Here is a 17846-nt window from a genome sequence, read left to right on the forward strand (position 1 = left end):
ATCAACGGGAGAGTGCAATGTGGTATTTCACATGGATATTGGGCCTGGCCGCGGCGGTGTTCTTCGGCATCATGAACGCAATGTGGCTGGAGCCGCGGCTCAACGATGACCAGTAGCGGCGAGGGGCGGCCCGCCGGAGGATCCGCCTCAGCCCGGCAGCGCGTCGGCGACGCCCAGCCGGGTGGCGGCCTCGACCAGGCCGTCCCAGTTCCCGCCTTCGTAGGCCACGCTATCGGCATTCTGGCGGCGGCTGAGCGCTTCGTATTCGCCGGGATACTGCACGGCGTCGACGCCCGGCTGGGGCGGGCAGGTGACCAGGTAGTCGATATAGGCGGCGGTCTCCTGCAGGTACCAGGACGGCTCGACGATGGCCTTCGGGTCCAGTAGCAGGGCGAACAGGTTGTTCGCGGTGGCGCCTTCGCGCGCGGGAATATTGCGCACCGTGCCGCCGCCGGACAGCACGCCGGCCAGCAGTTCGGCCGCCAGGCCCAGGGCATAGCCCTTGTGCGCGCCGAAGGGCAACAGCGCGCCGGGCGGATCGTCGAACATGACGCTGGCGTCCGTGGTGGGATGGCCGTGGCCGTCGATGAGCGCGCCCTCCGGCGCCGGCTGGCCGGTCGCGGCCAGGACCCGGGCCTTGTTCAAGGAGATGGCGCTGGTGGCCATGTCAAGGACGAAGGGCGGACGGTCATCGGGCAGGGGCACCGCGATGCAGATGGGATTGGTGGTCATGCGCGCCGCGCCGCCGCCAAAGGGGGCGACGGTGGGCTTGCGGTTGGTGACGTTGGTAAAGGCCAGCAGCACCAGGCCCGCGGCCACGGCCATTTCGCCGTAATGGCCCAGGCGGCCCAGGTGATGGGTATTGCGCAACGTGAAAATGCATTGCCCATGCCGGCCGGCATGGGCAATGGCCTGCTCGAAGACCGCCTTGCCGACATACTGGCCCAGGCCGTTGTGGCCGTCATAGGCCTGCAACGCATCCTTGCCCTGCACGCGCTCGGGACGGCCATCGCCATTGACCAGGCCCGCTTCCAGCGCCTTGCAGTAGGTGGGCAGGATGGACAGGCCGTGGCTGGCATAGCCGGCCCGGTCGGCGCCCACCAGGTGATCGGCGACGGCCGCGGCGATGTCGGCCGGCACGCCCTGGGCGGCCAGGATGCGCTGGCCCAGTCGCAGCGCCTGGGCAGTCGGAACCCGCATGGCGTTCTCCTCAGATCCAGCCCAGCCAGCGCCAGTAGGTGGCGGCGAGCAGCAGCATCAACACGTAGCCCACGATCGTGAGCACGATGCCCACCTTGGCGAACTGCCTTGCGTTGAAGGTATCCGTACCCAGGCACACCATGTTCTGCGGCGCGTTGATGGGAAGGAGAAAGCCATAGCTGACGGTGAAGCCGAGCAGCATGGTCATGCCGGGCCGGCTAAATTCCCCGGGCAGGGTGGTCAGGACGGAAATCAGGATGGGCAGCATGGCCGAGGTCAGCGCGGTCGCGCTGGCGAAGCCCAGGTGCACCAGGATGAGGAATGCCGCCAGTACGGCGAAGATGCCGATCGCGCCCAGCGCGTCCAGTCCGGTGTGCTGCACCACCTGCTCGCCCAGCCACTTGCCGGCCTGGGTGGTCAACAGGGCCGTGCCCAGGCTGATACCCACGCCGAAGACGATGACCGTGCCCCAGGGGATGCGCGATTGCACGTCCTTCCAGGTCATCACGCCGATACGCGGCAGCATCAGCAGGACCAGGCCCACATAGGTGGTGGTCGTGGTGTCGTAGCGATGCAGGCGGCCTTCGGTGGCCCAGGCCAGCAGCAGCAGGACGGACACGCACAGCAGGCGCTTCTGCTGCCCCGTCATCGGTCCCAGGTCGGCCAGCAGGCGGTCTATGGTTTCGCGGCCTCCCGCGATTTCATTGGCTTCCGGCGGCATCAGCTTGAGGATGGTGAAGACCAGCACCACCGACATGATGATCGCCCACGGCGCGCCGGCGACCAGCCAATCCGACCAGGTGACGCGCTGGCCCAGCATCTTGTCCATGAAGCCCAGGGTCAGCAGGTTCTGCGCGGCGGCCGTCTGGATGCCGACGTTCCAGATGCTGACGGCCTGGGCCACGACGATCATGATGCCGGCGGCGACGTTGGACCGCTTCTCCACCGCGAAGGCCGTGATGATCCCCATCATGATGGGGACCACCGCGGCGCTGCGGGCGGTGGCGCTGGGCACCACCAGGCTCAGGACGATGGTGACGGCGATGCAGCCGACCAGCACGCGCCGTGTGCTGGTGCCTATCCTGGACAGGGTCAGCAGGGCGATGCGGCGGTCCAGCCCGGTATGGGTCATGGCGGCCGCGATGAACAGCGCGCCGGCGACCAGGGCCAGCGCGGGATTGGAAAAACCGGTCAGCGCCATGCCGATCGCGGCGGAGGTGCCGTACTCGACGGCCGGGTTCTGGATATTGGGCGCGGTGCCTATGAGGAGGGCGATGAGCGCCGTGATGATGATGGCGCTGGCTTCATAGGACACCGCCTCGGTGATCCAGACGACGACGGCGAACGCCAGTATGGCCAGCATGCGGTGGCCCGCCACCGGCAAGCCCTGCGGCAGAGGTATCAACAAGACCACGATCAGGGCAATGACGCCGGCCACCAGTCCCAGCGGAATGGCGGTTTTCGTCTTGCTTGCGGGGAGCGCCGAGGGGGCGGACGAAGGCATGACAATCTCCAGTTTCGGTCATCGCCCTGGATCGATGGCGATCAGGACGTATGCCCAGCTGTTGAGCGGCCGAGGTGGGCCATGCGTGACATGCTTGCAGTGCTTGAAGTGCTATTTCCAGCGACAGCGTTCGCCGCGGCGGAAGCGGGCGGTATCTGCGCGACATGGACGGTCTTGGACGTGTCCGCGAGCCAGTCTCGCCGCGACAGGAAGATCTCCGTCAATCGTGCCTCTTCCGTATTCGCCTCCGGCCGCCAATCATACCGCCACTTTGCGACGGGCGGCATGGACATCAGGATCGATTCCGTGCGGCCCCGGCTTTGCAGGCCGAACAAGGTGCCGCGGTCGATGATCAGGTTGAATTCCACGTAGCGGCCGCGCCGGAATTGCTGGAAGTCCCGCTCGCGTTCGCCATAGGATATGTGCTGCCTCACCGTGACGATAGGCATGTAGGCGGCCAGGAAGGCATCGCCGACGGCGCGGGCCAGGGCGAAGTCGCCGTGGAACCCGAATTCGTTGAAATCGTCGAAAAAGATGCCGCCGATGCCGCGCGCCTCCTTGCGATGAGGAAGGTAGAAGTAGTCGTCGCACCAGGTCTTGAAGCTCGGGTAGAGGTCGGCGCCGAACGGCTGTAGCGCGTCCCGGCAGGTCGCGTGGAAATGGCGGGCGTCGTTCTCGTTGCCGTAGACCGGCGTGAGGTCCATGCCCCCGCCGAACCAGTAGACGGGCATGTGGCCCACGTCGCCGCCGGTGGCGACGAACAAGCGCACGTTCATGTGGACCGTGGGGCAATAGGGGTTGCGCGGATGCAGAACCAGCGACACGCCCATGGCCTCGAAGCCGCAACCCTTCAGGGCCGGGCGCTGGTCGACGATGGCCCGCGGCAGGGTGTCGCCTTGCACGTGCGAGAAGTTGACGCCGCCGCGCTCGAAGAAATCTCCCTCCTCGATGACGCAGGTGCGGCCGTGGCCGCGCAGGGCGTCGCCGGCCGGCCGATGCCAGGGATCGACCATGAAGGCCTTGCCATCGAAGGCCTCCAGCGTGGAGACGATGCGGTGCTGCAGTTCCAGGAAGTAGGCTTTGACGCTGTCGATGTCGATGTGCTGATTCATGGCGGCTCCCAGGGCGCGCCCCATGTCCTTGGGGGCCGGGCGGCGCCGGTGAGGCAGGATTGCCCCTGCACGCAGTCTAGGGATGCCCCGCCGCGGCGCATTGACGGAGGTCAAGACGAGGGCACAGGCGTCCGTAAACCGGCCCGTTGACGGGATGTCAGGGTATGTTCGCAAATGAAAACCGCTGAATGTCGTATGCTTGAGCGTACGCACGGATGCCGGCGCCGCCACGAAGAATGACGACGCCGGCATCCGTTTTCATGAAACCGCTTTTCCGGCTCGCCTCGTTTTTTCCATGCACCGTAGAAAACTGCTGAAGGCCTCCCTGGCCTTGACCGCCGCTACCGGCCTGCCCGCCAGTGCGTTTTTCGCCGCCTCGGCCTACGCCGCCGACCCGACCAAGCGGGGGACCGGCGCGAAGTTCGATTTCAAGCAATTGCAGACGCGCGCCCGCGACCTGGCCGGCGAGACTTTCATCGATGGTCGCCAGAAACTGCCCGAGACGTTGTCGAAGATGACGCCGCAGCAGTTCAACGCCATCCAGTACGATCCCGCGCATTCGTTGTGGCATGACGTGCATGGCAAGCTGGACGTGCAGTTCTTCCACGTCGGCATGGATTTCCGCCAGCCCGTGCGCATGCACGCGATCAATCCGAAGACGCGGGAAGTGCGCGAGATTCCCTTCCGGCCGGAACTGTTCAACTACGCCGACAGCGGCGTGGACGTGAGCCAGCTCAAGGGCGACCTGGGCTTTTCGGGCCTGAAGGTGTTCAAGGCGCCGAACATCGCCAAGTACGACATCGTCTCCTTCCTGGGCGCCAGCTATTTCCGCGCGGTGGACAATACCGGCCAGTACGGCCTGTCGGCGCGCGGCATGGCGATCAATACCTATGCCGGCGTGCCGGAGGAATTCCCCCATTTCACGGAATTCTGGTTCGAGACCCCGGCGGCGAACGCGACCCGCTTCGTGCTGTACGCGCTGCTCGATTCGCTCAGCGCCACGGGCGCCTACCGCTTCGACATCGATTGCCTGGCGGACCGCGTGGTGATGGGCATCGATGCCTATATCTACGCGCGGCGGGACATCAAGCAACTGGGCATCGCGCCGATGACCAGCATGTTCAGCTGCGGCGGCTACGAGCGGCGCATGTGCGACACCATCCATCCCAACATCCACGATTCCGACCGGCTGTCGATGTGGCGCGGCGATGGCGAGTGGGTGTGCCGGCCGCTGAACAACCCGGCGCGCATCGCCTTCAGCACCTTCCAGGACGAGAATCCGCGCGGTTTCGGGCTGGTGCAGAGCAACCATGATTTCGCCACATACCAGGACACCGTGGACTGGTACAGCCGCCGCCCCAGCCTGTGGGTGGAACCCACCACGTCCTGGGGCAAGGGCACCGTGGACCTGATGGAACTCCCCACCACGGGAGAAACGCTGGACAACGTCGTCGCGTTCTGGAATCCCCAGGAACCGGTCAAGGCGGGCGCGGAGTTGCGCTTCGGCTACAAGCTGCACTGGGCGGCCCTGCCGCCGGTCAAACCCACGCTGGCGCAAGTGCTGGCCACGCGCTCCGGCATGGGCGGGTTTACCGAGGGCTGGGCGCCCGGCGAGCACTATCCGGACAAGTGGGCGCGTCGTTTCGCCATCGATTTCGTCGGCGGCCCGCTGCAGGGCATGGACAAGAACGAGCGACTGGAGTCCGTGGTGACGGTCAGCCACGGCGAGGTGCGCGACCAGCAGATTTTCGCGCTGCATCCGGCCGTCGAGGGGTTCCGCGCGATGTTCGACTGGTATCCGACCAGCGATAGCGTGGACCCGGTGGAGATGCGCCTGTTCATCCGCCGCATCAAGGACAAGAAGGTCCTGAGCGAAACCTGGCTGTATCAGTATTTCCCGCCGGCGCCGGACAAGCGGAAATATCCGGCGTAGTGTGCACGGCGCGATCCGCGGGGCCGCGGCGCTGTGCCAGCCTAAACGCCCAGCCAGGACCGGCGCGCGGCCATGTCCCCGTTCAGGCTCGACATGGCGCCCGCGTAGCGGATACGGCCTTGGTCCAGTACATACGCGCGGTCCGCGACCAGGGCAGCGAAATGCAGGTTCTGCTCCGACAGCAGGATGCTGGCGCCCTGGCGCTTGAGCGCCAGGATGAGGGCGGCCATCTGCTCGACGATGACGGGGGCGACGCCTTCGGAGGGTTCGTCCAGCAGCACCAGGTAAGGATTGCCCATGAGCGTGCGCGCCACGGCGAGCATCTGCTGTTCGCCGCCGCTCATGCGGCTGCCCACGCGGTCGCGCAATGATGCCAGGTGAGGGAACTGTTCATAGAGCCGGCTGGCGTCCCAGCTTGGACCGGGCGTGCCGTCGGGCCAGTGGCGCGCCGCCTGGCGCGCCACTGCCAGGTTCTGGTCGACGGTGAGGTCCGTGAATATGCGGCGTTCTTCCGGCACATAGCCCAGGCCCAGGCGGGCGATGCGGTGCGCCGGCCAGCCGGTGATATCGCGGCCCATGAAGTCCACGCGGCCCTCGCTGGCGGGCAGCAGGCCCATCAAGGTCTTGATGGTGGTGGATTTGCCGGCGCCGTTGCGGCCCATCAAGGCGACGACCTCGCCACGCCTCACGTCCAGGTCGATATCGAACAGGATGCGCGCGGCGCCATAGCCGCCATGCAGGCCTTGCACGCGCAGCAGCGGTTCTTCCGCGGAGCAGGCATGGAAGCCACCGGCGGCATCGAGGCCGGGAGGGATGTCCGCCGCTGGCCGGACCGGCGCCAATGCGTCATTGCTCGGCCCTTCATGGCGGGCGGGCCGCGCGCCCACGTCCCGGTCCGCGAACGTCGCGCCACTGCCGAAGTACACCGCCTGTACTTGCGCATCATCGCGCACTTGCGCCGGCGTGCCTTGCGCGATGAGTTTGCCGCGCGCCAGCACCAGCAGGCGATCGGCATGGGCGAAAACCACGTCCATGCTGTGCTCGGTGAACAGCACCGCCATGCCGCGTTCGCGCGCCAGGCGCTGGGTCAAAGCCATCAGGGCATGGCGTTCGGCGGGCGCCATGCCGGCGGTGGGTTCGTCCATCAATAGCAGGCGTGGCGCGCCGGCCAGGGCCATGGCCAGTTCCACGCGCTTGACGTCGCCGTAGGCCAGCTCGCTGCACGGGCGTTCCGCCTGCTCCTGCATGCCGACCTGCTCCAGCAAGGCCAGGGCGGCATCGCGCCTGGCGAGCCGCGCCGGGCGCCAGGCGCGGAAAATCTTGCGGTCGTGCGCCAGCAAGGCCATCTGCACGTTTTCCAGCACGGCCAGGCCGGCGAAGGTCGCGGCGACCTGGAAGGTCCGGCCCACGCCCAGCCGCGCGATCGCGCGCGGCGGCAGGCCCGTGATGTCGCGGCCGGCCAGCCGCACCACGCCGGACGAGGGGCGAAGCTGGCCGCCTATCATGTTGAAGGTGGTCGATTTGCCTGCGCCATTGGGGCCGATCAGGGCCAGCATCTCGCCCGCCTCCAGGTCGAAATCGATGGCGTCCACGGCTTGCACGCCGCCAAAGGCGCGCGACAGGTGCCTGACTTCCAGCAAGGTCATGGCGTGGCTCCCGTGCGTTTCGTCGCGCGGTGAAGGCGCGCCAGGCCCGCCAGGCGCGCCGCATAGCCGGCGATGCCTTGCGGGAAGGCCAGCACCAGCAGCAGGATCGCCAGTCCCAGCAAGGCGCGCCAGTAGTCCGTCGCGCGGATCGCCATGTCCTGCAGCACCGTGTAGGCGGCGGCGCCGGCCAGCGGGCCGGCCAGGGTCTGCACGCCGCCCAGCAGCACCATCACCAGGGCGTCGACTGATTTGCCTATGCCTATCATGTCCGGCCCGATGCTGCCCTTGGAGAAGGCCGCCAGCGCGCCGGCCAGGCCGGCGTAGACGCCGGCCACCACGAAGGCCGCCCATTGCACGCGCTTGACCGCGATGCCGGCGGCTTCGGCGCGCAGCGGCGAGTCGCGGCCCGCGCGCATGGCCAGGCCGAAGGGCGAGAACAGGACGCGCCGCAGCAGCACGGTGCCGCCGGCCGCCAGGGCCAGCGCCAGGTAGTAGTAGCGGTCGCCCGACAGGACGTCGGCGGGCCAGATGCCGACGATGCCGTTGGACCCGCCCGTGTAGCCGTCCCACTGGAATACCACGGACCAGACGATCTGCGCGAAGGCCAGCGTCAGCATGGCCAGGTAGACGCCCGTCAGGCGCACGCAGAACCAGCCGCACAGCAGCGCCCCCACTCCGCCGGCCAGGGGCGCAAGGGCGAGCGCCAGCGGCATGGGCAGGGCAGCCGACTTCAGGAGCAGCGCCGCGCCATAGGCGCCCAGGCCGAAATAGGCGGCATGACCGAAGGAGTGCATTCCCGCCGGCCCCATGATGAAGTGCAGGCTCAGCGCGTAAAGGGCCGCGATCAGGACGTCCAGGGCCAGCACCGGCGCGTAGGGAAACCAGGGCGTGAGCCGCGGCAGCAGCGCCAAGGCCAGCAGGACGCCCAGGCCCAGCGCTTTAAGGGCGGGCGTGGCGGGTCGCAGGGGCGCCTCCGGCGGCGCCAGGTTGCGCGTGGCGGCCTGGGGACGGCCCAGCAGGCCCCAGGGCCGGAAGACGAGCACCAGCGCCATGACCGCGAACTCGGCAACCAGCGTCATCTTGGGAAAGGCCAGCTCCATGCCCGCCACCGTGACGGTGCCCAGGCCGATGCACATGGCCTTGATTTCCGCGATCAGGAGGGCCGCCGCGTAAGCGCCGGGTATCGAGCCCATGCCCCCGACCACCACGATGACGAAGGCCTCGCCGATCGCGCGCAGGTCCAGCCCCAGGCTGGCGGCCTCGCGCGGCAACTGCACCGCGCCGCCCAGTCCCGCCAGCATCGCGCCCAGCGCGAAAACGCCCGTGAAAAGCCAGGCCTGGTTGACGCCGAGCGCGCCCAGCATCTCGCGGTCCTGCGTAGCGGCGCGCACCAGCGTGCCCCAGCGCGTGCGGGTCAGCAACAGCCACATCAGCAGCAGGACCAGCGGACCCAGCGCGATCAGCACCAGGTTGTAGACGGGATAAAGGCGGCCCAGCAGCATGACCGCGCCCGTCAGGCCCGGCGCGCGGCGGCCCAGCAGGTCTTCCGGCCCCCATAGCCAGAGCGTGGCGTCGTTGATGATCAGCACCAGGGCGAAGGTGGCCAGCAGCTGGAACAACTCGGGCGCGCGGTAGATCCGCCGCAGCAGGACGATCTCCAGCAGTGCGCCCAGCGCCCCCACGGCCAGCGCGGCCAGCAGCACGCCGGCCCAGAAGCCGAGCGGCGTCGCGCCGATGCGTTCGACGATGGAATAGGCCACGTACAGGCCCAGCATATACAGCGAGCCATGCGCGAAGTTGACGATGCGCGTGACACCGAAGATCAACGAGAGTCCGGCGGCGACCAGGAAGAGCGATGAGGCTTCGGCCAGGCCGTTGAGCAGCTGTGCCAGGAATCCCGTCAGGTCCATGACCGGGCGATGAACATGATTTCCCCTTGCTTCTTATCGGCCACGAGTATACGGCCCCGGTCGCGGACAACCATGCCGTCAATCTGGTTAGTAATAGAAGTGATTATCGTTTGTATTAATATTTTTTGGCGATTCCCTTCCGCCACCCTATCGGAGATTTGCCATGTCGTACACCCTGCCCAAGCTGCCCTATGCCTACGACGCGCTGGAACCGAATATCGACGCGCAGACCATGGAGATCCACTACACCAGGCATCACCAGGCCTATATCAACAACGTGAATGCCGCGCTGGAGGGCGCGGGCCTGCCCTTTCCGCCGATCGACGAGTTGGTGGCCCGCCTCGATGAACTGCCCGAGGCCGTGCGCGGCGCGGTGCGCAACAACGGCGGCGGCCACGCCAATCACAGCCTGTTCTGGACGGTGATGTCGCCCCAGGGCGGCGGCCAGCCCGCCGGCAGGCTGGCCGCCGCCATCGCTGCCGACCTGGGCGGTTTCGACGCATTCAAGGAAGCCTTCACCAAGGCCGCCGTTTCCCGCTTCGGCAGCGGGTGGGCGTGGCTCAGCGTGACGCCGGCGCAAAAGCTGGCGGTCGAAAGCACGGGCAACCAGGACAGTCCCTTGATGACCGGCAACACGCCCATCCTGGGACTGGACGTGTGGGAGCATGCCTACTACCTGAAGTACCAGAACCGCCGTCCCGAATACATCGCCGCGTTCTACAACGTGGTGGATTGGAACGAGGTGGCGCGCCGCTACGAGGCGGCCCTTGCCTGACCGCCGCGCAATGAAAAACGCACCCTGGTGAGGGTGCGTTATCCGTTTCAGGCCGGCCGGGTCGTCAGAGCAGGGCCTGCAAGGCGCTCAACGCGTCGCCGGTCTGGGCGCTGGCCGCCGAGGCCTGCACGGGCGTGGCCGCCGCTGCCTGGCCCAAGCCCGCCGCCCCAGGCAGCTGGCCGGCGGCAGCGGCCTGCTTGAGGCGTTCCTGCAACTGCTGCGTGATCTGGGCCTGCTGTTGCGGCGTCATGGCCTCGAACTGCTCCTTGGTGATGCCCATGCTGGAAAGCATGGTGTAGAACATCTGCTGCGGCAGCGAGGACGACGTGTACTGGCGCAGCGCCTCCTCGGGCGTGCTGGCCGCCAGGCTGGAATCGCCCAGCGAGGACGCGTCGGCCGCGCCTGCCGAGAGGGTGCCGATACGGCCTGTCGAGGTCGAGGTGGCCACGCTGGCATCGGTGCCGGACGTGCTGTCGGCGCCGGACGTGGATTGCGACAGCGCGCTGACGCCCAGTGCCTGGGACAGCTGCTGCTGGAAGCTGTCGCTGCCCTGTGCATCGTCGGCGGCGGTAATGCCGTGCTTGTGGTTCGAGAACAGGTTGGTTTTGGGAATGATCAGGCCGAGATCGCTCATGGTGCCGCCTTGCGTGTCGCACCCCTGCGGGGGCTGGTTTGCCGTCAACGCGGGAATTATAGGGAGGGACGCCGCAAAAGTGGATGAGATTCGACAGCGCGTAAATTTTCGCTGGCTCACATTTCTGTAACGGCGATTTCTGTAACGGCGCACGCCTGGACTATTCTTGCAGCCAGTCCCACCTTTTCCCGTCGATCGCCATGCGCCTGCAACTGCTGTCCGACCTGCACCTCGAACACAACCACGACTTCGTGGCCACGCCCGCGCCCGACGCCGACCTGCTGGTGCTGGCCGGCGACATCGGTTCCTGTCGGGGCAATACGGCGGCGGACCTGGCCACGCACGATTTCGCGCTGCGCCGGTTTTCGCCCCGCCACGGCTGGCCCACGCCGGTCCTCTACCTGCCTGGCAACCACGAATACGACCGCGCCGACTTCGACGCGGTGCATGCGCGCCTGCGTGAACTCTGCGAGGCGCTGGACATCCAGTGGCTGGAGCGCGCCAGCCTCGTGATCGGCGGCGTGCGTTTCATCGGCACCACGTTATGGGCGGATTTCGACGCGCTGGCCACGCCGCGCGACAGCATGAAGCAGGTGCTGGACAAGCGCGGCAAGGCCTATCGGGCGGCCGACTTCTACCTGGCCAAGGCCGCCACCGTGCGCGACGGCCAGCCTTTCATGGCCGAGCAGATGCGCGCGCAGTCCCTGGCCTGCCAGGAATGGCTGCGCGCCGCGCTGGCCCAGCCGTACGACGGCCCCACCGTGGCCGTGACCCACTTCGCGCCCACGCTGGCCAGCGCGGACCCGCGCTACGGCGTGACGCCGGGCACCGCCGGCTTCTGCAACAGCCTGGATGAGCTGCTGCCCATGGCCGATTACTGGCTGCATGGCCATCTGCATTGCGCGTTCGACTATGTGAAGGACGGTTGCCGCGTAATCGCCAATCCGCTGGGTTACGAGGACAAGGGCGAACAGGTGGACTTCCAGCCGCATCGCCTGGTCGAGATCGCCAGCCAGGCGGGGGCTTAGCCCCGGGACCAGAAATTCGCAAGCATTGCCGTGGGCTTCGTGAGTTTTCCTGATGATGTGGTCAGAAGAACTCGTCCCCTCTCGTCGCGCGCTGCCGTTACGATATGCGGACTATTCGATTATCAGGAGACAAGAGCATGCGATCGTTCCTGCTCAACGGCGGCCGCGCCCTGCTGGCCGCCGTGGCGTTGACCACGGCCCACTCCGCGCTGGCGGAATTTCCCGACAAGCCCATCACGCTGATCGTCGGCAGCGCGCCGGGCGGCTCGAACGATGTGTTCGCGCGCATGCTGGCCAGGCGCCTGGGCGACTCCATGAAGGCCACCATCGTGGTCGAGAACAAGCCTTCCGGCGGCGGCATCCTGGCCAATGTGCTGGTGGCCAAGGCGCCGGCCGACGGCTACACGCTTGCGGTGGTCTCCTCGACCTTCACCACCGGCGCGGCCGTGCGCGACAACCTCAGCTACGATCCCGTCAAGAGCTTCACCCACGTCGCCATGCTCGCCAAGGGGCCGCTGCTGGTGACGGTGGGCAAGGACTCGCAGTTCAAGGACATCCAGTCGCTGGTCGCGTACGCCAAGCAGCACCCGGACCGGCTGAACTATGGCTCGTCGGGCACCGGCAGCATCAACCAGTTCGCCTCGGAAATTTTCTGCGAGGCGGCCGGCATCAAGATGACGCACGTGCCGTACAAGGGCATGGGACCGGCCACCAATGACCTGATGGGCGGCCAGATCCAGATGCTGATCGCCAGCGCGCCTTCCATCCTGGGCCAGGTCAAGGGCGGCGCGGTGCGCGCGCTGGGCGTGACGGCCGCCGAGAAGTCGGCCATCGCGCCGGACCTGCCCGCGCTGGAGCAGGTCGGCTACAAGGGCAGCGCCGTCGACCTGTGGTGGGGCGTGATCGGACCGGCCAACATGCCCAAGGCGGTGACCGAGAAGCTCAATACCGCGATCAACGACGCGCTCAAGTCCGAGGACATGAAGGCCTTCTTCCTCAAGGAGGGCGCCGAGCCCGCACCGGAGTCGCCCGCGCGGTTCGGGACCTTCGTCGCCGAGGAGTTGACGCGCTGGAAGCACATCGCCCAGGCCAAGAACATCAAGGCCGATTGATAGCGCCGCGCCTGACATGGACACCTCCCCGCCGCCCGCCGCCGCGGCCGTGACACCCAAGCCGGCGGCGCCGGCCGCGACACCGCGCCGCCTGCGCCGCATTCTTTCGCTGGATGACCTGGAGCGCGCGGCGCGCCGCCACCTGCCGCCGCCCATCTTCGCCTATGTGTCGGGGGGCTGCGAGACCAATCTCGCGCGCCATGACAACCGCGCGGTCTTCGACGAGTACCGTTTCGTCACCCGCATTCTCACCAGCACGTCCAAGCGCAGCCTGCGGACGCGATTGCTGGGGCAGGACTGGGCCGCGCCCTTCGGCATCGCGCCCATGGGGATGAGCGCCCTGTCCGCCTACCAGGGCGACCTGGTGCAGGCGCGCGCGGCGGCGCAGGCCGGCATCCCGATGATCATGAGCGGATCGTCGCTGATCCCGCTGGAGCAGATCGTCCAGGCGTACCCGCAAGCCTGGTTCCAGGCCTATGTGCCGGGTGAGCCGGCGCGCATCCTGGCGCTGCTGGACCGGGTGGAACGCGCCGGCTACGGCACGCTGGTCGTGACCGTCGATACGCCCGTCAGCGGCAACCGCGAAAACAATACCCGGGCCGGATTCTCGTCCCCGCTGCGGCCCAGCCTGCGCCTGGCCTGGGACGGCGTGACCCACCCGCGCTGGCTTTTCGGCACGGCGCTGAAAACGCTGTGGCGCCACGGCATGCCGCATTTCGAGAACTCGCAGGCCACGCGCGGCGCGCCCATTTTGTCGCGCAATGTCATGCGCGACTTCGGCGCGCGCGACCATCTCGACTGGAGCCACTTCGACCTGATACGCAATCGCTGGCGCGGCCGCCTGGTGCTCAAGGGCGTCCTGCACCCCCGCGACGCGGTGCTGGCGCGCGAGCATGGCGCCGACGCCATCATCGTGTCCAACCATGGTGGACGCCAGCTCGATGGCGCGGCGTCGCCCATGCGCGTGCTCCCCGCCATCGTCCAGGCGCTCGGGCCCGACTATCCGGTCATGCTGGACAGCGGCATCCGCCGCGGCACCGACGTGCTGAAGGCGCTGGCCCTGGGCGCCCACTTCGTCTTCGTCGGACGGCCCTTCAACTATGCGGGCGCCATCGCCGGGCAGGCGGGCGTCGCGCACGCCATCGACATCCTGCGCCAGGAAGTGCACCGGAACATGGCCTTGTTGGGGATGAACGCGCCGCGCGACCTGGACGCCGGTGAATTGCTGAAGGTGGCGCCGGCCGGCTCGCCCGCGAGCGGGCTTGAGTAGTTATTGCTCATGTCGCGGGTCGCTGGCGGCTCGCCGTTCTTGGCCTGCGGCCCGTGGCCGGCAATAATCCGCATTAATTTGCGTCATTACTACTTAATTTTTGCCCTTCCCGTGTCGTAATCGAAGCCGACCCCTTGGGAGTGCAAAATGTTCAAGAAACTCAGTGTCCGGGCCATCCTGACTTCGGCCCTGGCCATTTTTTTCGTGCTGTTCGTGGTGCTCGGCCTGGGCGCCTACCAACAGCTCAGCAGCAACCGGCAAGCCATCCGCGTGCTGCTCGATACCAACGTAGTACGGGCGGACGCGGCACGCCAGGTCGCTTCGGAACTGTTGCGCGGGCGCCTGGCGGTGACCATCGCGCTGACCCAGCTGAAGGACGGCGACAAGGCGGGCGCGCAGCAGACGGCGGGACGCAGCCAGGGCTATTCCAGGAATGCCGACAAATTGGCGGCAACGCTGCAGGGGCGGCCGGATACGTCCGAACAGGGCGGCCCGCTGTACCAGCAGATGATGTCGTCGTACCAGGCATACCGTACCCAGGCCTATGAGCCGCTGGTGGCCGCGGTCCTGGCGGGCGACCAGGACGCCGCGCTGCGCCTGACCGAGCAAAAGGTGACGCCCATGGGCACCACCTTCACGCAGGCCATCAATGCCTATGCGGACTATGCCGCCCAGGTGGGTTCGGCCATAGCCGGCGATGCTTCCGACCACATCGCCACCGCGCTGATGGTGGCCAGCATCGCCGGCGTTTTCGTGGTGCTGCTGATCGCCGCGCTGTTCGTCATCTTCACGCGCACCGTCTTCGACCCGCTGCGCGAGGCCGGGCTACTGTGCCATCGCATCGCCGAGGGCGACCTCACCAACCGCATCGACGTCGGCGCCGACACCGAGATCGGCGCCTTGCGGCGCGCCCTCAAGCACATGCAGGACAGTTTGTCGCGCACCGTGTCGACGGTGCGCCAGAGCGTCAACGAGATCCACGGCGGCGCGCGCGAGATCTCCGCGGGCAACCATGACCTGTCGGCCCGCACGGAAGAGCAGGCGGCGTCGCTCGAAGAAACCGCGGCCAGCATGGAGGAGCTGTCTTCCACCGTGCGCCAGAATGCCGATAACGCGCGCCAGGCCAACCAGATGGCGGTCGATGCCTCGGACGTGGCGCGGCGCGGCGGCGAGGCAGTCGGCCAGGTGGTGCACACCATGCGCGATATCTCCGAGAGCTCGCGACGCATCGCCGAGATCGTCAGCGTGATCGACGGCATCGCCTTCCAGACCAATATCCTGGCGTTGAACGCGGCGGTGGAAGCGGCTCGCGCCGGCGAGCAGGGCAAGGGCTTCGCCGTGGTGGCGAGCGAAGTGCGTTCGCTGGCCCAGCGCAGCGGCCAGGCGGCCAAGGAGATCAAGACCCTGATCGACGACTCCAGTCACAAGGTGTCGGTGGGATCGAGCCAGGTCGAGCACGCGGGCGCCACCATGCAGGAAATCGTCGGGTCCGTGCGACGTGTCAGCGATATCGTCGGCGAGATCTCGGCGGCGTCGGAGGAGCAGTCGGGCGGCATCCAGCAGGTCAACCAGGCCGTGACGCAGATGGACAGCACCACGCAGCAGAACGCGGCCCTGGTCGAGCAGGCGGCCGCCGCCGCCAATTCGCTGGAGGACCAGGCGCGCCGGCTGCAGGACGCGGTGGCCGTGTTCAAGCTGGCCACGCACGAGGTGATCGAGGTCTCGGCCGGCGTCCTGTCGGCCACCAGGACCGCGGCCCTGCCGGCCTGAGCGAGCCCCTGCGGTCCGAGCGAGTCTTGCATCCTTGCGGCCGCGGCCTGGAGCGCCTTGCGGCCGGGGCCGCGTCTTGGGTTGTTTTCATCACGCCCCACGGCGCCCGGCGAACGGCAGCGGATATGATGCGCAGTGCGCGACCGGCCGCGGGGCCGGCATGGGCCTGCGCCACCGTCCGGGGCGGCCCGCAGCATCAAACGAGGAGCCTTGCATGAAAAAAACCTTCCAACGCATCGCCGCCGGCATCGCCTTGCTGGCCGGGGCCTGCACGGCCGCTGGCGCAGCGCCGGCGAGCGACACGGGCGACTGGCCCTCGCGTCCGGTCACCATCGTGGTGCCCTACGCGCCCGGCGGTTTCGCGGATACGCGCGTGCGCGTCATCGCCCGCAAGCTGGAGCAGAAGCTGGGCCAGCCGGTGGTGGTGGAAAACAAGGCGGGCGCGGGGGGCGTGGTGGGGACCACCTTCATCGCGCGCGCCAAGCCCGACGGCTATACCCTGGGCACCGGCAACCTGGCGCCGCTCTCGGTCAATCCCAGCCTGATGCAGGACATTCCCTACGACGTCGCCAAGGACCTGGCGCCTGTCATCCTCATAGAAAACAGCCCGCTGGTCCTCAGCGTCGGCCCCACGGTCAAGGTTGACAGCGTGCAGCAGCTGATCGCGCTGGCGAAAAAAGAGCCGGGCAAGCTGACCTTCGGTTCTTCCGGCGTCGGCGGCGCGCATCACCTGTCCGGGGAAATGTTCCGCGAAGCCGCGCATATCGATATCGTCCACGTACCCTACAAGGGCGGCAGCCTGGCGGCCACCGACCTCATGGGCGGCCACATCACCATGATGTTCGAAATGGGCTATTCCGCGCTGCCGGCCATCCAGGGCAAGAAAATCCATCCGCTGGCGGTGACCTCGGCCAAGCGCCTGGCGGTCCTGCCGAACGTGCCTACGATGGCGGAAGCCGGCCTGCCCGGCTTCGAGTCCTATAACTGGCAAGGCATCATCGCGCCGGCCGGCACGCCCGCGCCCATCGTCGCGCGCCTGAACCGCGATCTCAATGACATCCTGCGCGACCCGGATATCGTCAAGGCCATCAATGACACCGGCAGCCAGGCCGGCGGCGGCACGCCGGAAGAATTCGGCGCCTTCATCCGCAGCGAAACCGCCAAGTGGGCCAAGGTGATCAAGGAAGGCAATATCACCTTGCAATGATGCGCCAGGGCTTTCCGGGCCGGCGCCGCCCAGGCACGAGGCGGATGGCCCGGCCGCTCGTCCGACCGGTCCTGCCGCGCCCGCAGCCTGGACGGGGATTGAGGGTTGGTAAACATTTTTCGCAATACGCTTACCCGATTTTTCCGGCTTCCCCTCGTATACTCGCCGCAGTCCGCGATTGCGCAAAGGAGGCGGCATGAATTCGACATGGATACGGGACTGCGACGGCACGGCCGCCAGGCGGCCGGCAGCCCGCGTTCGGGGCGGCCTGGGGGCGTGCGCGGCCGCGCTGGCCCTGTCCCTGCTGGCGGCGTGTTCCTCGACGGAGAACGTCAAGGACTCCTATGTGCCGCTGTATAGCGCATCGGCTGGTGCCCAAATACGGATCCATCGGCCCCTGTCCTATGACGTCGAAAAGGTGGGCAAGGTGCAGATCGGCGCCGATTCGGTGTGGCGCCAGGTCGGCGCGATTCCGCAGGGCGACGTGTTCCGCCAGACCGGGACGTCCCTGCTGGTGAACGGCACGCGGGAAGCCATGATGGTCGTCTCCGCCGACCGCATCCAGGGCTTTTTCTTCGATAACGGCATGTTCGTGCCGGTCGAGAAAGGCGCCGGCGTCACCGTGGTCCGTCGCTGACGGGTCTCGTCGCGGCGCGGCCGCCGGGAAGCGGCCGCATTCCAGGTTATCGTTGCATCAAGTCCCGTCTTCCGCATCGCCGGCGCCATTGCCGGCGATAGCCCTTTC

15 protein-coding genes are annotated in these 17846 nt (G+C 67.5%); 9 read left to right on the top strand and 6 right to left on the bottom strand.

Features of this window, described 5'->3' with window-relative positions:
* Nucleotides 1–17: 17 nt before the first annotated feature.
* Nucleotides 18–116, top strand: coding sequence for a cytochrome bd-I oxidase subunit CydX (gene cydX, locus C7R54_RS12340; RefSeq protein WP_129150732.1), 99 nt, complete (start codon nucleotides 18–20; stop codon nucleotides 114–116).
* A gap of 31 nt (nucleotides 117–147) precedes the next feature.
* Here cydX and C7R54_RS12345 read toward each other — a convergent pair whose 3' ends face one another.
* Genes C7R54_RS12345 through hemF form a run of 3 tightly spaced genes read right to left on the bottom strand, consistent with a single transcriptional unit; the run spans nucleotide 148 to nucleotide 3816 of the window.
* Nucleotides 148–1200: an Ldh family oxidoreductase gene (locus C7R54_RS12345; RefSeq protein WP_129150733.1), complete on the bottom strand. Its 1053-nt coding sequence runs from the start codon at nucleotides 1198–1200 to the stop codon at nucleotides 148–150.
* Nucleotides 1201–1210: 10 nt separating this feature from the next.
* A complete protein-coding gene (locus C7R54_RS12350; RefSeq protein ID WP_129150734.1) occupies nucleotides 1211–2704 on the bottom strand; it encodes a DASS family sodium-coupled anion symporter in 1494 nt (497 codons plus the stop codon).
* A 41-nt stretch (nucleotides 2705–2745) separates the two neighbouring features.
* Complete coding sequence (hemF, locus tag C7R54_RS12355) at nucleotides 2746–3816, bottom strand: oxygen-dependent coproporphyrinogen oxidase (RefSeq protein ID WP_129150735.1); 1071 nt, start codon at nucleotides 3814–3816, stop codon at nucleotides 2746–2748.
* A gap of 295 nt (nucleotides 3817–4111) precedes the next feature.
* Here hemF and C7R54_RS12360 point away from each other — a divergent pair, with 295 nt between their 5' ends.
* The gene (locus tag C7R54_RS12360; protein WP_129150736.1) at nucleotides 4112–5749 is read left to right on the top strand and encodes an OpgD/OpgG family glucan biosynthesis protein; all 1638 of its coding nucleotides are present in this window, start codon (nucleotides 4112–4114) and stop codon (nucleotides 5747–5749) included.
* 41 nt (nucleotides 5750–5790) lie between these two features.
* Here C7R54_RS12360 and C7R54_RS12365 read toward each other — a convergent pair whose 3' ends face one another.
* Together C7R54_RS12365 and C7R54_RS12370 are read right to left on the bottom strand one after the other, a co-directional pair.
* On the bottom strand, nucleotides 5791–7395 hold the full coding sequence (locus C7R54_RS12365) for an ATP-binding cassette domain-containing protein (protein WP_129150737.1): 1605 nt from the start codon (nucleotides 7393–7395) through the stop codon (nucleotides 5791–5793).
* Nucleotides 7392–9305 (bottom strand): ABC transporter permease, encoded by a 1914-nt coding sequence (locus C7R54_RS12370; protein ID WP_129150738.1) that lies wholly within the window; start codon nucleotides 9303–9305, stop codon nucleotides 7392–7394. Before C7R54_RS12370 ends, C7R54_RS12365 begins: the two co-directional genes overlap by 4 nt.
* Nucleotides 9306–9468: 163 nt before the next feature.
* On the opposite strand from C7R54_RS12370, the gene C7R54_RS12375 reads away from it, so the two are divergent.
* Nucleotides 9469–10080 (top strand): superoxide dismutase, encoded by a 612-nt coding sequence (locus C7R54_RS12375; protein WP_129150739.1) that lies wholly within the window; start codon nucleotides 9469–9471, stop codon nucleotides 10078–10080.
* Between the two features lie 64 nt (nucleotides 10081–10144).
* Here C7R54_RS12375 and C7R54_RS12380 read toward each other — a convergent pair whose 3' ends face one another.
* Nucleotides 10145–10714 carry a hypothetical protein gene (locus C7R54_RS12380; protein ID WP_129150740.1) on the bottom strand — a complete coding sequence of 190 codons (570 nt, stop codon included), beginning with the start codon at nucleotides 10712–10714 and terminating at the stop codon, nucleotides 10145–10147.
* A gap of 200 nt (nucleotides 10715–10914) precedes the next feature.
* Between C7R54_RS12380 and C7R54_RS12385 the strand changes: the two genes are divergently transcribed.
* The 6 genes from C7R54_RS12385 (at nucleotide 10915) to C7R54_RS12410 (ending at nucleotide 17738) form a co-directional block, all read left to right on the top strand.
* Nucleotides 10915–11742: a metallophosphoesterase gene (locus C7R54_RS12385; RefSeq protein WP_129150741.1), complete on the top strand. Its 828-nt coding sequence runs from the start codon at nucleotides 10915–10917 to the stop codon at nucleotides 11740–11742.
* A gap of 137 nt (nucleotides 11743–11879) precedes the next feature.
* Nucleotides 11880–12854, top strand: coding sequence for a Bug family tripartite tricarboxylate transporter substrate binding protein (locus C7R54_RS12390; protein WP_129150742.1), 975 nt, complete (start codon nucleotides 11880–11882; stop codon nucleotides 12852–12854).
* A 16-nt stretch (nucleotides 12855–12870) separates the two neighbouring features.
* Complete coding sequence (locus C7R54_RS12395) at nucleotides 12871–14124, top strand: alpha-hydroxy acid oxidase (protein WP_129150743.1); 1254 nt, start codon at nucleotides 12871–12873, stop codon at nucleotides 14122–14124.
* Nucleotides 14125–14271: 147 nt separating this feature from the next.
* Nucleotides 14272–15894, top strand: coding sequence for a methyl-accepting chemotaxis protein (locus C7R54_RS12400; RefSeq protein WP_129150744.1), 1623 nt, complete (start codon nucleotides 14272–14274; stop codon nucleotides 15892–15894).
* A 214-nt stretch (nucleotides 15895–16108) separates the two neighbouring features.
* The gene (locus C7R54_RS12405) at nucleotides 16109–17101 is read left to right on the top strand and encodes a Bug family tripartite tricarboxylate transporter substrate binding protein (RefSeq protein ID WP_129150745.1); all 993 of its coding nucleotides are present in this window, start codon (nucleotides 16109–16111) and stop codon (nucleotides 17099–17101) included.
* 196 nt (nucleotides 17102–17297) lie between these two features.
* A complete protein-coding gene (locus tag C7R54_RS12410; RefSeq protein WP_129150746.1) occupies nucleotides 17298–17738 on the top strand; it encodes a hypothetical protein in 441 nt (146 codons plus the stop codon).
* Nucleotides 17739–17846: the final 108 nt, after the last annotated feature.

This window comes from Achromobacter aloeverae, assembly GCF_004121055.1.
Lineage (GTDB): Bacteria > Pseudomonadota > Gammaproteobacteria > Burkholderiales > Burkholderiaceae_B > Bordetella_C > Bordetella_C aloeverae.

What these genes read in the sequence shown, in the direction of transcription:
- cydX (WP_129150732.1), top strand. Translation starts at nt 18, where the DNA reads ATGTGGTATTTCACATGGATATTGGGCCTGGCCGCGGCGGTGTTCTTC.
- C7R54_RS12345 (WP_129150733.1), bottom strand. Translation starts at nt 1,200, where the DNA reads ATGCGGGTTCCGACTGCCCAGGCGCTGCGACTGGGCCAGCGCATCCTG.
- C7R54_RS12350 (WP_129150734.1), bottom strand. Translation starts at nt 2,704, where the DNA reads ATGCCTTCGTCCGCCCCCTCGGCGCTCCCCGCAAGCAAGACGAAAACC.
- hemF (WP_129150735.1), bottom strand. Translation starts at nt 3,816, where the DNA reads ATGAATCAGCACATCGACATCGACAGCGTCAAAGCCTACTTCCTGGAA.
- C7R54_RS12360 (WP_129150736.1), top strand. Translation starts at nt 4,112, where the DNA reads ATGCACCGTAGAAAACTGCTGAAGGCCTCCCTGGCCTTGACCGCCGCT.
- C7R54_RS12365 (WP_129150737.1), bottom strand. Translation starts at nt 7,395, where the DNA reads ATGACCTTGCTGGAAGTCAGGCACCTGTCGCGCGCCTTTGGCGGCGTG.
- C7R54_RS12370 (WP_129150738.1), bottom strand. Translation starts at nt 9,305, where the DNA reads ATGGACCTGACGGGATTCCTGGCACAGCTGCTCAACGGCCTGGCCGAA.
- C7R54_RS12375 (WP_129150739.1), top strand. Translation starts at nt 9,469, where the DNA reads ATGTCGTACACCCTGCCCAAGCTGCCCTATGCCTACGACGCGCTGGAA.
- C7R54_RS12380 (WP_129150740.1), bottom strand. Translation starts at nt 10,714, where the DNA reads ATGAGCGATCTCGGCCTGATCATTCCCAAAACCAACCTGTTCTCGAAC.
- C7R54_RS12385 (WP_129150741.1), top strand. Translation starts at nt 10,915, where the DNA reads ATGCGCCTGCAACTGCTGTCCGACCTGCACCTCGAACACAACCACGAC.
- C7R54_RS12390 (WP_129150742.1), top strand. Translation starts at nt 11,880, where the DNA reads ATGCGATCGTTCCTGCTCAACGGCGGCCGCGCCCTGCTGGCCGCCGTG.
- C7R54_RS12395 (WP_129150743.1), top strand. Translation starts at nt 12,871, where the DNA reads ATGGACACCTCCCCGCCGCCCGCCGCCGCGGCCGTGACACCCAAGCCG.
- C7R54_RS12400 (WP_129150744.1), top strand. Translation starts at nt 14,272, where the DNA reads ATGTTCAAGAAACTCAGTGTCCGGGCCATCCTGACTTCGGCCCTGGCC.
- C7R54_RS12405 (WP_129150745.1), top strand. Translation starts at nt 16,109, where the DNA reads ATGAAAAAAACCTTCCAACGCATCGCCGCCGGCATCGCCTTGCTGGCC.
- C7R54_RS12410 (WP_129150746.1), top strand. Translation starts at nt 17,298, where the DNA reads ATGAATTCGACATGGATACGGGACTGCGACGGCACGGCCGCCAGGCGG.